The sequence below is a fragment of the Mycobacterium sp. NTMscope_MAC_269 genome (genome assembly GCF_976985695.1).
This window is the reverse complement of sequence record NZ_OZ335668.1, coordinates 1,671,874-1,695,135: the sequence shown is the minus strand read 5'-3', so window position 1 is coordinate 1,695,135 and position 23,262 is coordinate 1,671,874. Positions and strand designations below refer to the sequence as shown.

The following is a 23,262-nucleotide window of genomic DNA, read 5'->3' as shown; positions in this document are numbered from 1 at the left end:
GGTGGCACTCGGGCTTCGTTGAGTCAAATTGACGTACAACACAATCCCAACCGCCCGCGGACGGGGGCGTCACGGCCTATGGTGGCGATCCGCTGCGCGCGGCTGGGATCTTGCTGCCGCGTCGGCGGCAGCGCCGTTAGTCGCTCTTCTCCGCCACCGCCGCGTTGAGGCCCTCCGCGAGATCTTCGCGGGTCAACTCCTTGAACCGCAGCAGCTGGCGCTCGCTGAACTCGGTCACGTCGCTGGCCAGGACCGCGTCGAGGTCCTCGTCGTCCAGACGGAAGCTGCGGTGGTCTCGGGCCTTTTCCACCACGTTGCGTACGAAACCGGCATTGCCGAGAGTATCGATGCCGCGGATGAGATCGCCGTCTTCTGAATACGTTTCGTCGAGGTAGAACTTGGTGTACGACGGCAGCAGGGCCTGCGCGGATTCATCGGTGATGACGTCTTCGTTTTCCTGGCCCATCAACCGGGTCAACGCGACCAGTTCGTCCGGGGTGTAGCTGAAGAACTCGATCACCGTCGAAAAGCGCCGTCGCAGACCCTGATTCACTTCAAGCATCTTGTCCATGGCCTTGGCGTAGCCGGCGCCGAAGACCACCAGCTCGTCGCGATGGTTCTCCATGTACAACAGCAGCGTGTTGATGATCGCGTTGCCATAGGGGTCACCCTGCTGGTAGCCCTTTTCATGCAGAGTATGCATCTCGTCGAAGAACACCGCACCGCCCAGGGCGCCCTCGAGCATCTCCTCGGTGTTCTTCTCCGCGTCGGCCATGTAGCGGCCCAGCAGCTTGGTGCGGCTGGTTTCCACCACCACCGGTTTGCGTAGCACGGTCAACCCGCACAGCTGCTTGCTGAAAGCCCTTGCCACCGAGGTCTTTCCGGTTCCCGGTGGACCGAGCAGCAGGGTGTGGCGCGATGTGACCGGCACGGGCAGGCCCATCTTGGCGCGCGCCAGGTTCACCTTCGTCGTCGATTTGATCAACTTGATCTCGCGCTTGGCCCGCTCCATGCCCAGCATGGCGTTCAGCTCGGCGTCGCCCTCGGCCAGGTATTTGGCCGCCTCCTCGGCGTGGCGGGCGGCCTCCGCCTCCGCGCGGGTGGGCGCGCTGTCGGGGTCCCACGGGTCGGTGCGGGCCTCGATCGTTTCGGGGTCGGTCAGGATCAGGCGATAGTTCGGGTTGTCCAGCGCTTCGCGTGCCGGGGCGAACTTCGGATCCCGCGAATAGACGCGCCGCAGCAGCTCGACGGCCTCGTCCTCGCGCCCCAGATGACGCAGGCACATGCCCTGGGTGTACAGGGCAATGTTGGCTGCACCCGGTACCCGGTCGCCTTCGATGGCTTCCTGGCCGCGGCGCAGGGCCTCCTCGAACACGCCGAGCGAGGCCAGGGCCGTGGTGGCCATCGCCGCCCCTGCGGCCTTCAGCTCGGGTTGGCGCCAGCCTTTGCCTTCGGCGAATTGATTGAGTACGTCCGGCCACCGCCCGGTGCGGAAGTACAGCACGCCGCGCACATAGCTGACCAGCTCCTCCTCGAACGCCTGGCGGGGTTCGACGCCGTCGAGCAGTTTCGAAGCCTCCGCATAGTGTTTGGCTTCGGCGAGCACCGCGGCGTACGCGCACGCCAGCGACTCCACGCTGGTCACCGCGAGCTTCAGGAACAGTCCGTCGGACACCTCCGGGCGGAACTGCAACTCGGTGACCCCGAGGCGACGGGTCTCCCATCCGAACGTCCGGATGGACGACCAGGCGCCGGCGAGCACGTCGAGGCTCTGCTCCCCCGCGAGCATCCGTGCCAGCCAGGCGTCGCACATCGACGGGTCCAGCTTGGTCGCGGTGGTGAACATCTGCGACGCAACCTGCGGGTTGTGGCTGGGTTGCAGCCCATTGACCGAAACACCCGACGCCAGCAGACCCGCGACCATCGCGTTACGGGCGCCTTCGGCGGTTGATTGGGGCCTCGTCATTGCGCTACAGGCACGCCCGCCGGGCTCTCTCGCGGCTGATCGACGGCCAGCGAGAGCTCATCGTCGTCGGCGCGCAACGGACGGCTCGGCACGACCAGCAGTGTGCGGGCTGCGGGGGCGGGCAGGGTGGCCCGCACCGCGGCCAACTGACGACCGGTGAGGCGGTTGAGTCCCGACGAGACGTTTCTGCGCAGCCGCTTCTCGGTGTGATAGCGCACCCACGCCGACACCTGCGGACGCCCGCCGCGCGAGGTGAGCCGGATGGTCAGCACGGTGGCGAAAGTGTCGTCCTCCCAGAGCTCTTCGAGCTTGTCGGTGGTGATGTCCGACGGCGTCAGCCACAAGCTCGTCACGAACCCGTTGAAGTGCTTGAGGCGGCGCCATCCGGGCCGGCTCCAGGTCGGCTCCAGATCGGCGAGCACCGCGCGGTCGACTTCGGCGAGCTCCTCGGCGGTCAACGGCCTTGCCGCACAGGTCAGTCCGTCGAGATCCTGGGCGAGCCGTTCGGTGGCCGCCACCAGGGTCGACGCCAGCGAATCGCGGGCCGCCACCGCGGCGACGTTGCGCTGCGGGTTCATTCGCAGCACCAGCCAGGTCCGGCGCACATACGAGGTGGGCTGATCGTTCGCCACCTCCCATTCCTCGGGGCCCCAGTCGTCGAGCTTGGACAACTCGGCGGCATTACCCCCGCGGCGCACCTTCACCGACACGATGTCGATGTCATCGAGGTGGATGTCGAACTGGCGCAGGCCCGAGGCGACGGCCTGCACCAGCAGGGTGGGGCGCGACGACCGGTGCCGATGCCGCGAGGCCGGGTCGTCCTCGCCGCCGTTGATGGCGATCACCGTGACGAGCCGGCCCTGGTATTCGCGCACCCCGACCGTGTCTCGGCCGAACTTGCGTTGGTGGTCGATGGCCGGGGTGCAGCCGGCGGCCAGCGCGGAGCCCGGATCGGCGGACCAATCCCACAGCCAGGTCGCCAGCCCCGATGTCACCGTCAGGCCGTGGTAGGTGACCAACGACAGCAGCGTGATCAGCACGGCCAGCCCGACGCCCACCCAGAACGCGATGCGGTAGGTGCCCTGCCAGGACTCCGGGCAGTGGCTGGCCACCGCCATGATCACGACGTCGACCAAAAACACCGTGGTCAGCCGCGGCCACGACAACGACAACCCAAACCTGCGTTGCGCCTTCATGAGTGCTGCTCCGCCCCTATTGCTGTTTCTATTGCTGTTTGCGAGATCGCTTCATCAGCATCGCCGTACCGAACACGCCGCCGCCGATGAGCAACGCCACGAACAATCCTCCGGCGGCAACCCACACTGGCACCATATCCCGGTGCGGGGCCGGTTTCGGAACGGTCAGCGGCGCCGACAGCTGCTGCGGCGGCTTCACCGGACCGTCGGGCACATCCCAGGTCAGTGCCGCGACCGGGTCGACGACCCCGTGGCCGACCTGGTTATCCACGCCGCGTGCGGGCGCGCGAGCCGTACGCGTCAGCCGGTTGATGACCTGATAGGCCGACAGCTGCGGGAACTTGGCGCGCACGAGCGCGGCCACCCCCGACACGATCGCCGCCGAAAAGCTGGTGCCGGACGGTACCAGCAGCGTGTTGTCCGGTCCGTCGATCGCGTTGATGAGCCCGTCGTCCCGTGGCGACAGGCCGACGACGTCCGTTCCCGGGGCGGCGATTCCCACCCACGGTCCGGCCACGCTCGTCGACGCCTGGCCCTGATTGCCCTGGCTCAGCGGGCGCCCTTCCTCGTCGACGGCCCCGACGGTCAGCACATAGTCGCTGAACCAGGACGGGGTCACGACGGTGGTGACGGAACTCCAGTTGCGAGGATCGTTGGGCTGCAAGGGATCATGCGGCGGGTTCTGCTTGCAGTCCTTCTTGCTGGTGTCCCCGGCCGCGGCCACGATGACGACGTTCTTGTCGACCGCCGCGTAGCGGACCGCGGCGCCCAGCGAGCGCTGGTCGATGACGTTGCGGGCGCTCATGCACGTCACGTCGGAGATGTTGATGACCGACGCGCCCATATTGGCGGCGTGCACGATCGCGCGCGCCATCGTCTGGACGTTGTCGATCTTCGCCGACGTCTGCGGATCCTCGTCGCCGGTGTAGGCGTCCTTGAGGCCGAAGGCCTGGCTGGTCTGCCGGATCGCGATGATGTCGACGTCCGGTGCGATCCCGCTGAACGCATCCGGCCCACCCTTGGGCGGCGCGGGTGGCGGCGGTGCCGGTGGCGGCGGGTCGAGCGGACGCGGGTTGTCGACGTTGACCACGTGCCCGCCGCCGGTATAGCCGGGGATGGTCACCGTGCCGGTGCCGTGGTTGCCCGCCGGCGCCTGCCCGCCCTGCGGTGGTCCGGGGGGCGGGCCGCCGGGCGCTGGGGCCGCGGGTGGCGGCGGGGGCGCCCCGAAGGGGCCGGGAGGCGGCTGATCCTGGGGCGGAGGGGGAACCATCGTCACGGTTTGGGGCAGCGGTGACAGGGTCACCGTCTGCGGCGGCGGTGCTTTGGGCGGTGGTTCCGTAGTGGGAATCGTGACCGGCTTGCGCGGCGCCGCCGGTGGCACACCCGCGCCGTTGGCCGGTGCCGCACCGATCATCGATGCCACGATGGTGCCGTGCGCGTCGCAGTCGGACAGCCCGTCACCGGACATGATGTAGTCGCCGCCCGGGATCAGATGCGGAAACCGGGGGTGCGGGGTGACGCCGGTGTCGATGACGGCCACCTTCTGACCGGCGCCGCGACCGAACTGCCACGCCTCCTGCAGATTGAGCATGTCCATGTATTTGGGCTGCAGCCGGAAGTCGGTCCCGGGCAGCACGCCCACCTCGGTGCAGTAAGAGTTCTGCTTCATCGGCGCCCCCGGTCCGGGCTGACCGTCCGGAGGCACCGCCGCGGCGTCGATCGTCGGAGGCGAAATCGCATAGGCGGGCGGCAGATTCGCCAACGCGCCCGATGCGAGCAAGATGGCGGCGACGGTCGCGGCGGTTGCGCGGCCACGCCGCACTTTGCGGTCAGCGATAGCGGATTGCTGCATAGACATTCATCAACCACAATGCCAGCGGGAAAATTGGCATCAGGCAGAGGTATTCAATCCATTCCACGAATTTGCGGAATAGCGGGCTGTAGACCGTGTTCGGCACGACGGCCGCGGACGTGAGCCCCGCCACCGGCACCAAAACCAGGATCGCCGCGCAGATCGAGACCGCCAGCGAGGACTGCAGCACGAGCGCGTAGCGCACCACGACGGCGCCGACGATCAGCACCCCGGTGCCGGCCAGGGTGATCGCCTGCCAGCGGTCGACGTACGAGCGGCCGCGCAGCAACAAAAACCCCGCGCTGAAGCCGGCCAGCAGCACCGGCAACCAGCGCTGCCCGGTGTGCGGGTCCGCCAGGGCGGTCAGCGAGACGACCATCAGCACGCCGAGCCCGATCAGCAAACCCGACAGGAAGGAGCGGGCGCGTTCGGCCTGCGTCAGCACGTCGCGGACCGAGGCCGGCCCCTCCAGCACCGGGGGGCCGCCGTCGGAGCGCACCACGGTGGTGGGCAGGTCGGGCCGGGCCTCGAACACCCATCGGCTGGTGGCCGACGGGAAGACGGGCAGGCGGATGCCGGCCAGCCGCCGCGAGATCGCCGGCGCACTTTGGTAGATCAGGACCGACACGAGCACGACGCAGGTCAGCAGGGTCACGGCGCTGGTCATAGCCACCATGCGCGCCAGCGCGGCGACCGCCGTGATCGAGCTGACGGTGACGATCGCGGTGTAGATCGACAGCCGGCGTCCGGTGAAACGCAGCGCGAGGATCGCGGCGATGGTGAGGACGCCGAAGCCGAGCACCGCGTGCGGCGACCCCACGCCACCCGGCGGCGCGGACGCCGCGGCGATCGACAGCGGCGCCAGGCTGCTCAACAGCATGATGTCGCCGACGCGCCGCTCCTGCAGCGTGTTCGCCCGCATCAACAGCAACAGCGAAACGCCCAGCATCAGCACGCCGATCACGCCCGCGTACACCGTCGGCAGCCACGAGTTGTGGTGCCAGCGCCACCAGCCGAGCAGGCCGGTCGCGGCCGTCACCCCGATGGCCACCATCGACGCACCGACCTGCACGGCGATCACCGGGTCGATGGCGGCGAAGCGCTTGCTGAGGTCCGCCGCGACCGCGGTGGAGATGTGCTCGATGACCTGCGAGCGATGCTCGGTGTCGGGGATGAACCGGATCCACAGTCGGTCGCCGTCGTAGACGTCCTGCTCGCTCAGCGATTGGGTGGCCCGCAGCGGCGACCCGTCCACCAGGCACAACGCCCACCGGCCGCGACCGGTGGCTTCCAGCGGAGTCTCGCCGAGCTCGCGGAGCCGGCCGTTGACCACCTTCAGCAACGGGTCGGTCATCACCGAGACGGGGGCGTTCGCGTCGAGCAGGACCCCGATCTGGACACCCGTGCCGGCCATCACGCCGACAACGACCGCCTGGGGCTGTGAGATGCCCTCTACGTCAGGCTGTGGTATTTCAACGACCGCAGTCATCGCCTTGCACTCCCTACCGTGATGAATGTGTGAACCCGTGCCGACGGTCGCGCGCCGGCCGGCGCCGGTGTTCTCGCCGAGGTGCTGCGATCCCCCCCGCAGCGCATTCCGACTAATTGGAATTCCATCTGCCTCGCCTTGCGATTAAGAGTTGTGGTTGACACCGGTTTTGGATTTGCTGATGCCTTGACAGAAGTATGCCGTGTTCGCAGCTCAATCGCATGTTGAGTGCGACGACATAAATGAAATCTGTGTTTCGCGCGTGCGTCACACCCTGCGGTGAGTTTTCCACTCGCCGTAGGGAAGTGTGTCGAGCACGGTTTTGACGCCCACCTGCACCAGTTGCGGGGTCGCCGGGCAGATGGCGAGCCACGCCTCCCCCGAACCCGCCGTCCTGGCTTGCTGGTAGAGCGCGATGCGGCCACCGGAGCCGTCTTTTAACGACAGCACGGACGCGCTGGGGCCCTTGGCGTCATCCTGGTACTGGCGGGCGTACACGGCGACCTCGGCGGCCGGGTCCGACAACGCCTGGCCCAGTGCGGCGACGGTGGCGGCGCTGATGCCCATCCGGCGCAGGTCTCCGCCGGAGAACACGTTGAAACCCGATTCCTGCCACGACTTCGTCGCTTCCAGCATCTCCTCCAGCGGCACGTTGACCGCGTTGATCGCGGCAGGCTCGGCGTGGTGAATGGATTCCAGCGCGTCGATCACCAGCGACGCGATCGAGGCGCTGTCCGCGACGGCGACGTCGTCGACGGTGATCTCGCCGCCGACCCGGACCGCCGACACCCAATGCTGGCCACGACGGGCCAGGACCACCCGAAACTCGTTGTCAGGGATATCGCGCGAGCCCGGGGGCTGGTTCTCGTCATCGAGGACGCCGTAGGCCAGCTTGCCCCGCGACAGCAGGGCGACCACCTCGAGGTCGGGCGCGGCGAGCACTTTCATCCGAGCGGCCACCTGCTCGTTGACCTCGTCGTTCTCGACGATGCCCTGCTCGCGCATCACCGCCATTCCGGGGTGCTCGTTGAGCCAGTCGTTCGAGTCGGTGGAAACGTAGGGCCGGCACCGCAACTCGGGGGCGACGTGCCGAATGTCCAGCAGCGCCTGGAGCATCCAGAAGCCGTCGACGTTGACGGTGATGTCGGTGCGGGTGCTCTGTTGGTCCATCAATTCCTCAGCTGGTCCCTGGATAACTCAAGCGTCACAGTGCTCGGTAACCGCAGGACGCGGCAGCACACCGACGGGTGGTGTGCTGCCGCGCCTGTGGTCGAGGCGTCAGGCCCAGCTGGACCCGACGGCGCTGTCGGTGCTGGCCATGTTGTTGCCCGCGGACTGAACCTTCTGTCCGTGGGAGTTGGCCTGCTCGTAGATCACCTGGAAGTTGCGACCCAACTGGGTGATGAACTCCTGGCACGCGACCGAACCGGCGCCGCCCCAGAAGTCGCCGGCAGCAAGCACATCGCGGACGATGGCCTGGTGCTCGGCCTCCAAGGACGCGGCCTGGGCGCGGATCAGGGCACCGTGGGCGTCTACGTCGCCGAACTGGTAGTTAATGCTCATATCGGTGTTCTCCTAATGTCTCGAAATGGTAGGCAGCGGCGGTTTTCGGCGCTAGCTGCTGAGGATCTGCTGCGAGGCCTGCTCTTGCTGCTCGTAGTTGTTCGCGTCGCGGATCAGCCCGTCGCGCACGCTGTGCAGCATGTTGACGATGTTGCGGAAGGCCTGGTTGACCTGGCCCATGGTGTCATACGACGTCGCCTGCGCCTGGCCGCTCCAGCCCGCGCCGGCGATGTTCATCGACGACGCCCACATCTTGCGGGCCTCGTCCTCGACGGTCTGGGCGTGCACCTCGAAACGGCCCGCCATCGCCCGCATCTCGTGCGGGTCGGTCATAAAACGTGTTGCCATGTCGGCTGTCTCCTTATTACGTGATTAGTGGTGGTGTGGTTTAAGACGGTGGCCGGATCGTTTACGGATTACGCAACCGCCGTGCCGAATAAATAGAAATGACCCCCCCTTCCCGTCAGCCGGCGGCCACCGGGTGTTGTCACGGTGAGACGGACGTCAGACCCGAACCGCGGCGTTTGAGTTGACGGAGTGCCTGTTGCTGTGGGGGACGCTGTGCAGGACCGCCCCTGCGGACCCGCACTCGGCCCCCGGTGGGCGGTTACGTTGGAACCCACGTCGGTGACAATCTGCCCCAAGTCCCCAACCCGCCGATGCGAATCAGCCGGCGGCGGCCGCGTTGGCTGCCTCGGTCGCAGCGTACGAACCGGAGCTGGTGGACAGGGTGTTCACGAACGCCTCGTGGATGGCCGCAGCCTGGGCGCTCACTGCCTGGTACATCTGCGCGTGCGCGGCGAACTGTGCCGCGGTCAAGGCCGACACCTCGTCGGCAGCGGCGGGTACCACCCCCGTCGTTGGGGCTGCAGCGGCTGCGTTCTGGGCGCTCAAGGTCGACCCGATAGCCTGCAGATTCCCGGCCGCCGCGGCCAAAGCCTCCGGCTGTGTGGTCACGAACGACATATTTGTTTCCCTCCTAGTTCATTTCCCCGACTCTGCGAGAGTAGATGACTGCGACCCCCCAGGCCGGGGTGGACGCAGCGTGTTTGCAATTGTTCACGTGGTGGTACGGCAAATTCACTTTCGTTAACGACACAGTAACAGCGTCTGACCTCGATCGCAGCCCTTCGCGCGAGAGTGAGGACCGACTGTATCGGTCCACCGTCGAAGAAGTTTGCTGGTAACGGCCACACCGGGTGCCGCATCGCGTCGGCCGACATGAAAACCTGACGGCCGCTTGACCCGGCGGCTACCGCGTCGGAGAAACCTCCTTTCGCCATTTCAGCTGGTTGTCGCACCGAGACCGCTGCTCAGCCCGCGAAGGGTGGTCGGGCCATGACGGTGGGCCGGAAGCCGTATTTGGGGCCGGCCACGCCGTGGCCGCCGGCACCGGCGCCGGCCAGGGGCATGCCGCCGAGCAGGTTTCCGGGGCCGCCGACGGCCTCGGGAGCTGCGCTGATGGTGCTGACCGGGATCGCATGCCCGAGCGGCGGCGCGGCAACCGGTGCCCCCGACCACGCGACCGGCACCGACAACTTGCCCCCGATCGAGGCCGCACTGCCCAACGCCGCCACCGGATGCGCCGCCGCCGCACCACTACCCAACATCCCGCCCAAACCACCCAACGCGGGCAGGGCCTTCGCCGCCGCCGGGGCCGCACTACCGATCAACCCCAGCGACTTCGAGATCTGCACAAAGTTGTTTCCCATACCGATACTGAAGTACGGCAAACCCTCGGTGCTGTAGAAGATGCTGGCCCACGGGCTGTAGCTGCTGGCAAACGATGACAGAGACGAGGAGGACGAGGACCCCGAGGACCCGGCGGGAGCCGCGGCCGCCTTGAGCGCCGTGCCCGCGCCGGGCTGCGCCATCGATTGCAGCAGCTTGGAGGTATCGGTCGCGGTGGAATTCGTGGCCGCATTGGCAGTCGTCGCTTGTTGGTTGGCCTCCCCCGACGGGTTGGTGATCTCAGGCGCCTTCTGAAACGCCCGGTGCTCAGTCGCCGAGGACGACTGCCCCGCATAGCGATACATCGCGCCCGCATCCTGAGCCCAGTACTCGCCGTACTGCGCCTCCAACTGCGCGATCAACGGCGTGTTCTGCCCCCACACATTGCTCGCCTGCAACTGAGTGACCTGCACGCGATTCGACGCCACCAACGGGGGTGGCACCGACGCCGACAACGCCCCCTCATAAGCCGCCGCCGCCGCCCGCGCCTGGGCCGCGGCCTCCTCAGCCTGCGCGGCCGCCGACGTCATCCACGCGATATAAGGAGCCACCGCCTGAGCCATCGTCGCCGAGGCCGCACCCAACCACTCCTCACTACTGAGCCCAGTCACCACCTTTTCGTAGCTGAGCGCGGCCGAATTCAACTCCGCCGCCAACGCACTCCACGCCGACGCCGCAGCCATCAACGACCCCGACCCCGGGCCCGTATAAATCCGCGCCGAATTGAACTCCGGCGGAAAAGCCCCATAATCCAGCACGAATAGCCCCTTAACCTGTGATGCGCGAATCGGTGCGTCGAGTTGCAAAAGACGTTAATGCGCTGGTGGCCGGCCCTGCCCCGGACGGACGGCGGACGGCGTGGCGGTCTGCCGCTCCGCTGGCCGGCGCCACCAGCCGCTCGCCGCCGGCGGGCCGCGCGGACGCTGGCCCGGATAAGGCTCGGGAGCAGCGGAAACGGCGGGAGCTGAGCGTTCGCCCGCCCACGCCACCCCGGTGCGATGTCGTCAGCGCCGACGGCACGGGAATGCGGGGCGGGGATAAAATCCGGGCGCGGCTAAAGGTGAGGGTGTGCATGCCGAATTCCGCCGCTTATCCGGCCGAGGGTGGGCGTGTCAGCACGCTGTAGCGGAAGCCGTATTTGTTGACATAGCCGGCGCTGGCGCCGCGCCGACCCAGCGCACCGGCAGGCATGCCACGCAACAACCCGTTGGGCGATGCCCCGGTGGTCCCCGTCGCCGCGGCGGCCTGCACGGGGGTGGCCTCCATTTCCGACACCGCCGGGCTGACCGCCGAGGTCAACGTCGCCCAATGCTGGGGCACCGACAATGCCCCGACCCGCGCCGCCTGCCCGGCGCCGGCGGTCACCCCACTGAGATGGCTCAGCCCGCCACCGAGGTTGCCCAAACCCAGGTGTGCGAACTGCGGCGTGGGAAACCACGCACCGCCCGCACCGGCGGTGCTCCCACCGGGGCCGAAGGTCAGCTGCTGGGCGATCGACGATGCAAACTGCCCCATACCGTTGGAGAAATACGCCAAACCGACGGTGTTCTTCATAATCGTGGCGTAGGTGGTCGAGGCCGAAGTGGACGTGGACGTCGAAGTCGAGGTAGTCGCCTGTGCGGCCATGTTCGCCGCCGGCGGCGTCTGTGCGGCCTGAGATGCGCTGAGCGACAACGTTTGTGGCGACGAAAGCTGCGACGTGGTTTGTGCCGTGTTGCCGGCCGGCTCGGCGACGGCCTTGGCCACCGCGGCCGCCTGCTTGCTTGTCGCGTCCGGGTCCGAGGTTTTGGGCGGCGGCGTGAACGGAGCCAACTCCGACGCGGCCAGCGACGAACCCGCGTAGCCGTACATCGCCCCGGCGTCCTGCGCCCACATTTCCATGTACAGGGCCTCGGTGGCCGCGATCGCCGGGGTGTTCTGCCCGAGGAAGTTCGTCGCGATCAGATTCGCCAGCAACACCCGGTTGGCCGCGATCACCGGCGGCGGCACCGTCATCGCAAACGCCGCCTCGAACGCCGCCCCGGCAGCGCGGGCCTGCCCGGCCGTCTCCTCTGCCTGCGCGGCCAGGATGCCCAGCCAGGTCACATACGGCATAACCGCCGACAGCATCGACACGGATGCGGGACCCACCCAGGGAGTGTGCGTGAGTTCCGAGATCACCGACGCGTAACCGCTTGCGGCCGTAGCTAACTCGGCGCCGAGTCCGTCCCACGCCGCGGCCGCGGCCATCATCGGCGCCGAGCCAGGACCCGCGTACATGCGACCGGAATTGATCTCCGGTGGTAATGCCCCGAAGTCCATGGCTATGAAGCGCCCGGCTCGAACGACATGTATCCCCTCGTACGTGGTCGTGAAGGTCGATTGACATTGCGCAGTTGCTTGCCTGGGAAGGCTAAATGCGCGCACCGCGCCGCCGCCGCTTCGTCGTCCGGCAGACGGATGCGGCGGCGACCGCTGCCCGAACGGTGTCGCGACGGGCCCGGCGCCCCGTTGCGCCAAGGCGAGTCCCGCCGCGATGACCGCTTAGCTGCGGGAACACCGCGTCAGCGCGCCACAGGGCGGGCCGTCAACCGACCGGGCGGATCGATTCCGCGTGTCTGCGCGAAGGTCAAAATCCCCGTCGTGGGATAAAAATCCGGTCGCGGTTAAAGCCGGTGCGAGGTTCGCCGCCCCGGCGGTGCCCCACCCGGGCGCGAAAGACCGACAATTCCCTATCGGCGCCGGCACGGTGGCCGCGGAAACGCCGAAACGCGCCCTGCCGCTGGTGCTTTCGGGGCAGGGCGCGTTTCGGATCGCGCGGTGTCGCCGGGCCTGGAGGCTATCCGGCGAAGGGTGGTCGGGCCATGACGGTGGGGCGGAAGCCGTATTTGGGGCCGGCCACGCCGTGGCCGCCGGCACCGGCGCCGGCCAGGGGCATGCCGCCGAGTAGGTTTCCGGGACCGCCGGCGGCCTCGGGGGCCGCGCTGATGGTGCTGACCGGGATCGCATGTCCCAGCGCCGGCGCGGCAGCCGGTGCCCCCGACCACGCGACCGGCACCGACAACTTGCCCCCGATCGAGGCCGCACTGCCCAAGGCGGCCACCGGATGCGCCGCGGCCGCACCGCCACCGAGCATCCCGCCCAAACCGCCAAGAGCGGGCAGGGCCTTGGCCGCCGCCGGAGCAGCGCTGGTGATCAATCCCAGCGACTTGCCGATCTGCACAAAGTTGTTCCCCATACCGATGCTGAAGTACGGCAGACCCTCGGTGTTGTAGAACAGGCTGGAGAACGGGTTGTAGGCGCTGACGAGGTCACTCAGGCTCCCGCTCGTGCTCCCGCCCGAGCTGGGTGCGGTCACCTGCGGGGTCACGGTCGGGGTCGAGTCGGTTCCGCTCGAGCCGGGTGTCGCCATCGTCTGCAAGATTTTTGACGTGTTGGTCGCCGTCGAGTTGCTCGTCGCTTGGGTGACCGCAGTGGTCTGGTTGGCCGTCCCGGAATCGTTGGTGATCTTCGGCGCCTCTTTAAACGGCGTCTGCTTGGTCACGGTCGACGACTGGCCCGCATAGCTGTACATCGCGCCGGCATCCTGGGCCCAAAACTCGCCGTACTGGGCCTCGAGTTGGGCGATCAGCGGGGTGTTCTGCCCCAACACGTTGGTCGCCTGTAACTGCTTGGATTGCATGCGGTTAGACGCCACCAACGGGGGTGGCACCGACGCCGACAACGCGCCCTCATAAGCCGCCGCCGCCGCTCGCGCCTGGGCCGCGGCTTCCTCAGCCTGCGCAGCCGCCGTGGTCATCCACGCGATGTAGGGCTCCACCGCTTGGGCCATCGTCGCCGACGCCGTGCCCAACCACTCCTCACTGCTCAGCGAGGTCACCACCTGCTCATAACTGAGCGCCGCGGCATTCAGCTCCGCCGACAACGCACTCCACGCCGACGCCGCAGCCATCAACGACCCCGACCCCGGGCCCGTATAAATCCGCGCCGAATTGAACTCCGGCGGAAAAGCCCCGTAATCCAACATCATTGACTCCTTAACTAGTCGCGGCCGCGTTGGCCGCCTCAGTTACCGCATACGACCCGGAGCGTGCGCTCAGAGTGTTGACAAACATCTCCTCGATGGCCGCCGCCGACACCTCGGCCTGCGCCGTCGCAAACGACATCTGGATTCCTTCCGTTCCGTCGGACCAGGGGGTCACGCGGGCGTTCCTCCGGGTTATCGAGGCGTCCATGGGAGTCATCCGGCCGATGGGGGGCGTGTTAGAACGCTGTAGCGGAACCCGTATTTGTTGACATAGCCGGCGGCGGCGCCCCGACGACCCAGCGCACCCGCGGGCATACCCCGCAGCAACCCGTTGGCCGGTCCGGTGGTCCCCGTCGCGGCCGCCTGCACCGGGGTGGCGTCGAGCTCCGACACCGTCGCCGGGCTGACCGCCGAGGTCAACGTGGCCCAGTGCTGCGGCACCGACAATGTCCCGATCCGGGCCGCCTGCCCGGCACCCGCGGTCACCGCGCCCACGTGACCCACCCCGCCGCCACCGAGGTTGCCCAGACCCAGGCTCGCGAACTGCGGCGTCGGGTACCACGCACCACCGGCACCCGCCGTGCTACCACCGGGACCAAAGGTCAACTGCTGCGCGATCGACGAACTGAACTGCGCCAGACCATTCGAGAAATAGCCGAGACCCGAGGTCTGTTTGAAAACGATCGTGTTGAAGGTCGGGTCCCCGAAGATGTTCTTGAGCGAGGTCGTGGTCCCGGCAGATGCCGTATTCGTTGCGGTCGTCGGCGCTTGCGTGACCTGAGATGCATTCAGCGACAACGCTTGTGATGAACCGAGCTGCGACGTGTTTTGTGCCGTGTTGCCGGCGGGCTCGGCGACGGCCTTGGCCACCGCGGCGCCCTGCTTGCTTGCCGCGTCCGGCGTCGACGTTTTCGGCGGCGGCGCGAACGGGGGCAATACCGAGGCGGTCGCCGAGGATGCGGCGTAGCCGTACATCGCCCCAGCGTCCTGAGCCCACATTTCCATGTACTGGGCCTCGGTGGCCGCGATCGCCGGGGTGTTCTGCCCGAGGAAGTTCGTCGCGACCAGGTTCGCCAGCAACACCCGGTTGGCCGCGATCACCGGCGGCGGCACCGTCATCGCAAACGCCGCCTCGAACGCCGCCGCGGCGACCCGGCCCTGGCTGGCCGCCTCTTCTGCCAGCGCGGCCACGGCGCTGAGCCAGCTGATGAACGGGGTGATCGCCGAGATCATCGAGATCGATGCCGGCCCCACCCAGGGCCCGCTGATGAGCTCGGTGATAACCGAGTTGTAGCCGGTGGCCGCCACGCCCACCTCCGCCGCGATCTCGTCCCAGGCGGCGGCCGCGGCCATCATCGGCCCCGAGCCCGGACCCGCGTACATGCGACCTGAATTGATTTCGGGCGGTAACGCACCGAACTCAAGCACCTATCCTCCTCAGTTGGCCGAGCCCGCAGGCGATTTCGGCTGTCACATGGGAATCAGTGGTGGCGGTAATCACGGCTCTGTAAACGACCCCACCGGTCGATCGCTGCCTCCACGGGAGTCCGCCGGCGGCCCTTCGGCTCGCGACTCGGCAGGCCGGGCGGGCCGGCGCATGCTGACCAAGGGGCTGCGCCCGGAAAGGTGATATGCCACCACGCTTCTCGGACGTCTGGTCAGGAACGACATGCACCTTCTGCCTCGGCCAATCCCGTTTTCAGCAACCGAGCGACAGCTCCAATGTCTCCGAACTGCCGCCCGGCACTGAGATTAGTTCGTTATGAGGCAAACGCCGACACGCAAAGGCCGCTGTTTATCAATGGCCAACCACTGTTCATTCCCGGTCGGCAGCAGTTCATTTAGGGCAACGGTTTGTTCATTAGCCGTTTGCTTGCCGCCACGCCACGCCCCGGTTTAGCGGCGGCCGGCCAGCGCCGTCGCGCCGTCACTCCTCGTCGAGAATCAGCGCCATCTCGGGGCAGGAAGCGACGCCGTCGCGAGTCACTTGCTCGTCTTCGGGCCGGACGTCGTGCTCCTGAAGGATCGAATAGCCGGACTCGTCGATGGGAAAAAGATCAGGGTCGACGGCGTAACACTGAGCGTGGCCCACGCATTTCGACTGATCCAGACGAACCCTCACGAAGTTCCTCCCTAGGCGGCCCGATACGGCACTTACGGTCCGATACCCAGGTTAGTCGGTCGGTAAAGTATCGAAGATGTTCGCCATCGAGGCCGAGCGCCGGACTACTCCGATGGGCTCGGGTATGCCGATCCGTGTTCCTTTGCCCCCCATGCAATATTGAAGCGCCCCCAAACGTTGGTGTCGGCGGTGATGGAAATGCGCCGACATGGCCTCGGGGTTACCGAGCATCGACAAACAACCGGAGACCGACGCGCATGAGCGACGGCCAATACGGCGCGTTCCATTTACCCCGGCTGGAGTTCGCCAAACTGCCGATGAGCGCCGATCGCGGGCTGGGATGGAAGACACTGCGCGACGCGGGACCGGTGGTGTTCATGAACGGCCACTACTACATCACCCGCCGCGAAGACGTGCTGGCCGCGCTGCGCAACACCAAGGTCTTCTCCTCGACGGTGCTGCAGCCCCCCGGCAACCCGCTGCCGGTGCTGCCGCTGGCCTTTGACCCACCGCAACACACTCGCTACCGCAAAGTCCTCCAGCCGTATTTCAGCCCGCACGCGCTGAACAAGTCCCGTCCCGCTCTGCAGCGCCACGCACGCGAGATGATCGCGGCGCTTGCCGGCCGGGGTGAGTGCGAAGTGATGGCCGATCTCGCGAGCCTGTACCCGTTTCAGGTTTTCCTGGACCTCTACGGTCTGCCCCTCGAGGATCGCGATCGCCTGATCGATTGGAAAGATGCCGTCGTCTCCGACAAGCCTTTTCTCACCCGGGCCGATATGGCGAAGGGCGAGCAGTTGCTGCAATACCTGGTCGACGCCATCGCCCAGCGCCGGCAAAACCCGGGCCCGGACATGTTGTCGCGGGTGATGACCGGCGACGGTGACTTCAGTGACATCGAATTGCTCGGCATGAGTCACCTGCTGATCCTCGCCGGCCTGGATACGGTGACCGCGGCGATCGGTTTTTCGCTCTTCGAATTGGCACGCCGGCCGCAGCTGCGCGCGGAGCTTCGCGACAACCCCAAGCAGATCAGGGTTTTCATCGAAGAGATCGTCCGGCTGGAACCGTCGGCGCCGGTGGCGCCGCGGATCACCACCGAGTTCGTCGAAGTCGGCGGCATGACGTTGCCGCCGGGCACCTCGGTACGGCTCTGCATGGCGGCCATCAACCGTGATGACAGCGACTCGATGTCCACCAACGAGCTCAACATGGACGGAAAGGTGCACCGGCACTGGGGGTTTGGCGGCGGCCCGCACCGCTGCCTGGGCTCGCATCTGGCGCGCATCGAGCTGACGGTGCTCGTCGCGGAGTGGCTCACCCAGATTCCGGATTTCGAGCTGCCCGCAGGCTACTCCCCCGTGATCAACTACCCCTCACACAGTTTCGCGCTCAAGGAGTTGCCGCTGCGCTGGGGCTGAACCCCCCGGGGTGCATCCAGAAAGGCCCGGCGCAGCGACTGTCGCCTCGTCGTTCTACTTGCGTATCTCGGTTGCCGCGACCTGAACGAACACGCCGGTGTCCTCGGCCATCAGCAGGCCACGGCCGCGGGGCAGCGGGCCACCCTTCATCTTGCCGCGGATGAATCCCTCGTCGGGGTCGGCGTCCATCACCAGCAGGGGCGCGTTCGCCTGGGCCAGCGCCCGCAACATCGGGTCGCTGCCCGCCGACGACCAACCACCGAAGGTCCGGGTGACGATCACGTGCAAGCCGACGTCGGCGGCACGGGTCACCCAGGGTGCGGCCTTGTGCAGCGGCGAATCGAAACCTGCCGGCAGCTGCTGGATGTCGTCGACAATCAAGAAGATCTCCGGTCCGCTCCACCAGTTCCGTGACAACAACTCCTCGGCGGACAAACCCGGCGGCGGCTCGCGGCCGGCCAGGACCGCGGCCAGTTCACCCATCATCGCCTGCACGCCGTCGAGGTTGTAGGCGAACTTCTCCACGTAGTCCGAACCCAGCGTGGTCAGCAGCTGACGCCGCGGGTCCACCAGCCAGACCTGCGCCGAGGGCTGCCCCGCCGGCGGCGGCGGAGCGCTGGTCGCTCCCGGCGCGTAGAGGCGCCCGATCTCGGACATGATGGTGGCCAGCGTCGTGGTACGCCCACATTCGCGACGGCCGGTGACCATCAGGTGCGCGTTCTCGGCGAAGTTGAGATAGACCGGCGACAGGTCCAATTCCGAGATGGCCCAAGCGATTCCGCCCGCGCCGACGCCCTGACGGGTGTCTTGGGCGGCAATCTCCCGAAGTTGTTCCACCCCGAACGTCGCGGGCAACCGGCGCACCGGCGGCGCCTGGCCGCTCGCGATCCGGCTGACGGCTTCGACGATGCTGTCGGACTCGAATCGGTTCTCCGGCGTGCTGGCCAGCGCGGGCCGGGCCACCAGCGTGTGCAGACCGGACTGCGGGTCGGCGTCGAGGCGGACGTAGTTGACCGCGACCATGCCGCGCCCCGGCTTGACCGGAACGTCCTTGGCGAACCGGGAACGCACCAGCTTGGCGTCTTCGACGGCGGCCAGCCGCAACTCGACCCGGGAACCGAAGCCGCTGCGCACCGGTGGTCGCAACTCGGATTCGCGATCGGCGGTGACCACCACGTGCACCCCGAACGAGGGGCCCTGGTTGATGATCACGTTCACCTGCTCGATCAGCACCTCGTTCTCTTCGGCCAGCGCCCGGTAGTTGTCCACCACCAGGTAGACGTCGCCAAACCCGTCATTGGGGACCGGGCCGGGCTCGTTGCCGAACTTGCGCCGCCGGAACACCTCCATCGAGGCGATCCCGTACTCGAGGAAGGTGCGCTTGCGCTCCCGCACCAACGCCAGCAACTCGGCCACCGTGCGGCGCACGCCGTACGGGTCGGTCGGACCGGCCACCTCACCGACGTGGGGTAGCCGCGCGACCGTGGTCAGCGCGGTGCTGCTGTAGGCCAAGCAGTAGAACTGGAGCTGCTCGGGCGTGTGGGTCAGCGCCGCCGCGCAGATCAGGGTCTGCAGCGCAGTCGTTTTGCCCGAGCCACCGGCCCCCAGAATCAGGACGTTGGCGCCGGGACCCGACGTGTCGACCGTCCACGGCGGCTGGTCGTGCTTGAACGGGCGGTCGATGATCCCGATCGGGAAGACCAGGTCCCGCGCCGTGCCGTAATCCTGTTGCCACGGGCGACCGAGGAACCGGTTCACCAACTCGTCGATGGCGACCGGCTGGTTCAGCGGCGGCTGCCACAGCCGGTACGGCTGGAAGTCGATCTTGCGCAGCTGGTCGATGATGACCGTACCGACCTTGGGCGTCCTGATCCCTTCGGCATCGTCGTCCGCGCCCTCGACCTCGAGCGGCAACCCGTCGCCGGGAATGGCCGGGGCGGTCACTTCGGGCCCCCCGACGCTGACCTCCAGCGGGGTGAACGAGTTGGTGAACAGTTGCGGGCGGACGTAGTCGATGCTGTGCACCAACGCCGGCGCCTCGTCCCCGTCATCGTTGAGGCCACGCGGAAAGTAGTCCCGCCACAGGAATTCGGCCTGGAACCGGACGATGTCCTCCAGGCTGCGGCGGAAGTACCCCAGGCCCGCCTGGGCGGGCAGGTTGACCGCGTTCGGCACGCCGGCCGCCTGCGCGGCGCCGGCGGTACGCGCCTTGAGCACCAACCGGTAACCCATGTTCTCCATGAGCTTTTCGGCGCGGCTTTCGATGGTCTGCGACGCCATCATCAGGTGGATCCAGTAGGCGCGGCCCTGACGGCCGATCGAGTCGAGCACGTCGACCGCCGTGGGCATGATGCGGAACCATTCGTAGAACTCGTCGATGACGACCACGAGCATCGGCAACGGCGCCATGTCCTGGCCACGCGCCCGCATCCGGCCGCGCACGGAGTTGTATTCCTTGGCGTCGTCGACACCGGCGCTGTCGCAGATCGCCTTACGGCGTGCGATCTCGCCCCACAGCGCGTCGAGGAAGCGCTCCATCAACGCCTGGTCCTCTTCCAGGTCGGTGATGATCCGGGACACGTGCGGCACCCCGGCGAACGGCTTGACCGCCGACCCACCCTTGAGGTCGGCCAGCACGAACTGCAGCTCCTCCGGCGGGTGGCTGAGCATCAGCGATTCGATCACGGTCCGCACCAGGGTCGATTTCCCCGAACCCGTCGTTCCCGACATGACCCCGTGGGGGCCGTCGCCGCCTTCGTCCAGCGACTTCATGTCCAAGAACAGCAGCTCACCGTTGTCGGAACGCACACCGAACGGGGCCCGCAACCGTGACCTGCCCATCGAGTCATTGCGGCTGTCCCACAGCGCCTTGAAGTCGATGCGTCCAGGATCGTCAATTCCGTAGTAGGCCATGATGTCTCGGGCGCCGATGTGCGCCACCCGCTGGCCGATCTCTTCGTACGCCTCGGCGAGCCGCCAGCGCGCCAACTTCTGTGAGAACTCCTCGGCCTCGGCGATGCTGATGTGGTCGGTCAGCGCGAAGAACCAGGGCTTCTCGTCAATCACCATCCAGGTGTCGCGGTCGCGGGGCAGCGCTTCGATCACACCCATCTTGTCGAACCGCAGGGTCCGCTCCGGGACCGCGCTCCACATCGCCGAGCCGCTGAGATCGAAGAAGGTCACCCCATCGACACCTTCGCCGCTGATCACGTACTCCCATTGCGGGTCAACGACATCGGCGATGATCACGGTGTGCGGTGTCGGCGTCTGGGCGGACGAACTGGCGTGCCTGGGCGTGAAAGACCCACGGCCGGCGAACAATTCGGCCTGTTCGGCGGCAAATTCACGCACCGAGCTGTACACCATCCGCGCGTTGCCCGCGGCGTCCTGGCGGCGCGGATCACCGAAGTGGGGCAGCCATTTCACCCAGTCCCATTCGTCCAAATCCGAACTGACCACGATCATCCGCACATGGTCGGGTCCGTGGGAGAACGCCAGCTGGCAGATGATCGCCCGCATCAATCCCAGGGCCTGCTCACGATCGCCGGCCAGCGAGTACCACGGCTCGACCATCACCGAGATCATCTTGGGCAGGTTGTACACGACGCTTTGATAGCGCCCGAATTCCTGAAGCGCCTTACCGGTCACGGGCTCGAGCTCGATGTCCGTCGGCATGTTCTGGGGCTCACCCCAGGTCACCTCGGGGCGTGTCATCCCGACGCCGACGCGGACGACGCCGAAGTTGAGGTCCTTGCCGTCCGGTTTGCGTTCCCACATACGCGGGGAACCGACCGCGGCGGCCAGCGTGGTGGGCGCGGGGTGGAACCACCGGTAGTTGGCGTCCATGCTGTCGGCCGACTCGTGGGCGGTCTCGCGCAGCATGTCGAGCATCAGCATGAACTGGGCCCGCATCGAGTCCAGCTTGGGCCGGCTCATCTGCTGCTGGCCGCCGAATCGGCCGCCGAACATCATCATCGCGACGCCGCCGATCATGAAGATCGGGAAGATGGCGCCGGCGCCGCCGAAAACGTGCGAGCCGCTGGCGAAGGTCATGCCGACCATCCCGATCAGCAGGCCGACGACCAGCACACCGACCACGACCAGCCACCAGGGCTTACCCTCCGGCGGCGGAATGCTCAGCGGGGTCGGAAGGACGATGTTTTCCGGCTTGATGACCGGGGGCTTCTCCGGTGTGGGCCGGGCAAATCCACGTTTCACTTGGGTACCGTCAACTCTCCTGGAGACATATCCATCGGCAGCGTGTCGTGCTGCACCAGCGCATCCGCGCGCGACAACGTCGGTCCCTGCGGCAGCAGCCGCAGCGCCACCCACGGCGCCAGGGCCGGTTTTGTCTTCAGCCCCAACGCTTCCCGGACCTCACGGGTGTCGTCGACCCCGAACCGGGCGCCGGCATCCGTGAGCCACCACAGCGATTCGGTCGTCTTGGCGCCGGGGTCGTTTCCGGTGACGGCGACGAAGTTCGCATATTCGGGCCCGAAGAACACCTGGTCGGCTTCGCGGCCGCTGGTGTCGGCCTTGACCAGCGACACCACCCGGTTGGCGTCCTTCGTCTCGACCGGAATGGTCGCGCCCGAGATGACCTGCACACGGGCCCGGTTTTCACCGGAGGTCTTCTGCCACCACCAGCAGGTCGCCGGGTTCTCGCGGATATCCATCACATTCAGTGGCGCATCCGGGTAGGACGACAGGTCCAGCTTGTTGACCACCGGCATCTTCGCCAACGCGGACGGTTCCACGGTCACCGGTTTGGTGTTGCCCGGCCCGGCGTTCTGCAGGATCTGGGCCACCAACGGCGGCAGCGTCTGCACGCCGTCGGCCAAAACCAGCGAATACTGTTGCGGCCCACTGATTTGCGGGGTGACGATCACCGTGCCGATCGGTCCGGGCGCGCCCGGGAACGACGCGCCGGTACCCGCGTTCTGAATCTGGGGCACCGTCAGTTCCGGACCCACCGGTAACGCGTCGTACAAGGCGCGGCTCATCGGCTTGGCCATGCTGACCTGCTCGGGGGTCAGGCCCAGCGGCAGGAGCACCGACCGGTTCGCCGCGTCGATGCGCGAGCGGCGCCCGTCGCGGATCACCCAGGCGTCGCCGCCGTAGTTCAGCACCACCGCGTCCGTCCCGGTCAGCACCCGTCGGTGGTGACTCAGGTCGGGATTGCCGTCGATGACGGTCACCGTCACGCCGGACGGCGCCCCGGCACCGGTCGAGTTCGCGACGGTGTCGCAGACCAGCCACGACGACGCGCCCGGGCTGGTGGGGTGGAAACTCGACGGCGCACCCGGGATGCCCACCATCGGGCCGCGCGGCAGGCTGGCGATCTGGCTCGAACGAACCAGGTGCGGGTTGTCCGGCCGACCGGTGATCAGCCGCGCCGACGCCAGGTTCAGCGCGGGATACAACCGGTCCCCCACGCGGACATAGAGGGCGCCGGAGTCGCGGTCGGCGATGATCGGCGATTCGTTGATCTGGCCGGCCGGGCTGATGAAGGAGTAGAGCAGCGCGCCCAGGCAGATCACCAGCGCGGCCGAAATCGACGCCACCACGGCAAGGTTCTGGCGCCGACCGGGCTCGACCTCCATGCGCACGCGCCACCGGGTCAGCGCTATCGCGGTCCGGCGGGCAAGGAACTGATAGCCGGTGACCTGGGTCCGCGTCGACAGCCCGAGGCCGTACCCCGACCCGCGCTGCCCGCGACTCTCTTCCGCCACTAATTCACCATCCGGGTTGCTCGAACGCCTGGATTTGGTCCCTGCGAACCGATCCAGCGCGAATTACATGACAACGGTAAGGCACCTGCACGGACCTCGCCATGCGGCGCCGAAGCGCATTCATTTCCATATCTTTTCGGGCACCCGGATCCGGCCCAATTCACCGCGCCGGAACCCGCCCCGC

16 protein-coding genes and 1 pseudogene are annotated in these 23,262 nt (G+C 67.3%); 1 reads left to right on the top strand and 16 read right to left on the bottom strand.

Annotation, left to right across the window (positions count from 1 at the left end):
* Positions 1-136: 136 nt before the first annotated feature.
* The 14 genes and pseudogenes from eccA5 to ACZ50Z_RS07835 form a co-directional block, all read right to left on the bottom strand.
* Positions 137-1,966 carry a type VII secretion system ESX-5 AAA family ATPase EccA5 gene (eccA5, locus tag ACZ50Z_RS07900; protein WP_464483044.1) on the bottom strand — a complete coding sequence of 610 codons (1,830 nt, stop codon included), beginning with the start codon at positions 1,964-1,966 and terminating at the stop codon, positions 137-139.
* Positions 1,963-3,162 (bottom strand): type VII secretion protein EccE, encoded by a 1,200-nt coding sequence (gene eccE, locus ACZ50Z_RS07895; RefSeq protein ID WP_464483043.1) that lies wholly within the window; start codon positions 3,160-3,162, stop codon positions 1,963-1,965. The genes eccA5 and eccE overlap by 4 nt, the downstream gene beginning before the upstream one ends.
* 28 nt (positions 3,163-3,190) lie before the next feature.
* On the bottom strand, positions 3,191-5,014 hold the full coding sequence (locus ACZ50Z_RS07890; protein ID WP_464483042.1) for a type VII secretion-associated serine protease mycosin: 1,824 nt from the start codon (positions 5,012-5,014) through the stop codon (positions 3,191-3,193).
* Positions 4,992-6,503 carry a type VII secretion integral membrane protein EccD gene (eccD, locus tag ACZ50Z_RS07885; protein WP_464483041.1) on the bottom strand — a complete coding sequence of 504 codons (1,512 nt, stop codon included), beginning with the start codon at positions 6,501-6,503 and terminating at the stop codon, positions 4,992-4,994. Before eccD ends, ACZ50Z_RS07890 begins: the two co-directional genes overlap by 23 nt.
* Positions 6,504-6,770: 267 nt before the next feature.
* The gene (locus tag ACZ50Z_RS07880; RefSeq protein WP_067172095.1) at positions 6,771-7,673 is read right to left on the bottom strand and encodes an ESX secretion-associated protein EspG; all 903 of its coding nucleotides are present in this window, start codon (positions 7,671-7,673) and stop codon (positions 6,771-6,773) included.
* A gap of 108 nt (positions 7,674-7,781) precedes the next feature.
* Positions 7,782-8,066 carry a WXG100 family type VII secretion target gene (locus tag ACZ50Z_RS07875; protein ID WP_020824001.1) on the bottom strand — a complete coding sequence of 95 codons (285 nt, stop codon included), beginning with the start codon at positions 8,064-8,066 and terminating at the stop codon, positions 7,782-7,784.
* A gap of 51 nt (positions 8,067-8,117) precedes the next feature.
* On the bottom strand, positions 8,118-8,414 hold the full coding sequence (locus ACZ50Z_RS07870) for a WXG100 family type VII secretion target (RefSeq protein WP_036454244.1): 297 nt from the start codon (positions 8,412-8,414) through the stop codon (positions 8,118-8,120).
* A gap of 318 nt (positions 8,415-8,732) precedes the next feature.
* On the bottom strand, positions 8,733-9,032 hold the full coding sequence (locus ACZ50Z_RS07865) for a PE family protein (RefSeq protein ID WP_067167504.1): 300 nt from the start codon (positions 9,030-9,032) through the stop codon (positions 8,733-8,735).
* Positions 9,033-9,379: 347 nt separating this feature from the next.
* Positions 9,380-10,555: a PPE family protein gene (locus ACZ50Z_RS07860; RefSeq protein WP_464483040.1), complete on the bottom strand. Its 1,176-nt coding sequence runs from the start codon at positions 10,553-10,555 to the stop codon at positions 9,380-9,382.
* A gap of 331 nt (positions 10,556-10,886) precedes the next feature.
* Positions 10,887-12,098 (bottom strand): PPE family protein, encoded by a 1,212-nt coding sequence (locus tag ACZ50Z_RS07855; RefSeq protein WP_464483039.1) that lies wholly within the window; start codon positions 12,096-12,098, stop codon positions 10,887-10,889.
* Positions 12,099-12,615: 517 nt separating this feature from the next.
* Entirely contained in the window at positions 12,616-13,806 is a 1,191-nt protein-coding gene (locus ACZ50Z_RS07850) for a PPE family protein (RefSeq protein WP_464483038.1), read from the bottom strand.
* Between the two features lie 7 nt (positions 13,807-13,813).
* Positions 13,814-13,909: pseudogene (locus ACZ50Z_RS07845) on the bottom strand (PE family protein); the annotation flags it as partial.
* Positions 13,910-14,016: 107 nt separating this feature from the next.
* Positions 14,017-15,231, bottom strand: coding sequence for a PPE family protein (locus tag ACZ50Z_RS07840; protein WP_464483037.1), 1,215 nt, complete (start codon positions 15,229-15,231; stop codon positions 14,017-14,019).
* A gap of 499 nt (positions 15,232-15,730) precedes the next feature.
* A complete protein-coding gene (locus ACZ50Z_RS07835) occupies positions 15,731-15,925 on the bottom strand; it encodes a ferredoxin (protein WP_464483036.1) in 195 nt (64 codons plus the stop codon).
* Between the two features lie 257 nt (positions 15,926-16,182).
* Between ACZ50Z_RS07835 and ACZ50Z_RS07830 the strand changes: the two genes are divergently transcribed.
* Positions 16,183-17,346: a cytochrome P450 gene (locus tag ACZ50Z_RS07830; protein WP_464483035.1), complete on the top strand. Its 1,164-nt coding sequence runs from the start codon at positions 16,183-16,185 to the stop codon at positions 17,344-17,346.
* Between the two features lie 54 nt (positions 17,347-17,400).
* Here the strand turns inward: ACZ50Z_RS07830 and eccCa are convergent, their stop codons facing one another.
* Both eccCa and eccB read right to left on the bottom strand, forming a co-directional pair.
* Positions 17,401-21,564: a type VII secretion protein EccCa gene (gene eccCa, locus ACZ50Z_RS07825; RefSeq protein WP_464483034.1), complete on the bottom strand. Its 4,164-nt coding sequence runs from the start codon at positions 21,562-21,564 to the stop codon at positions 17,401-17,403.
* Complete coding sequence (gene eccB, locus ACZ50Z_RS07820; RefSeq protein WP_464483033.1) at positions 21,561-23,078, bottom strand: type VII secretion protein EccB; 1,518 nt, start codon at positions 23,076-23,078, stop codon at positions 21,561-21,563. Before eccB ends, eccCa begins: the two co-directional genes overlap by 4 nt.
* Between the last annotated feature and the right edge of the window lie 184 nt (positions 23,079-23,262).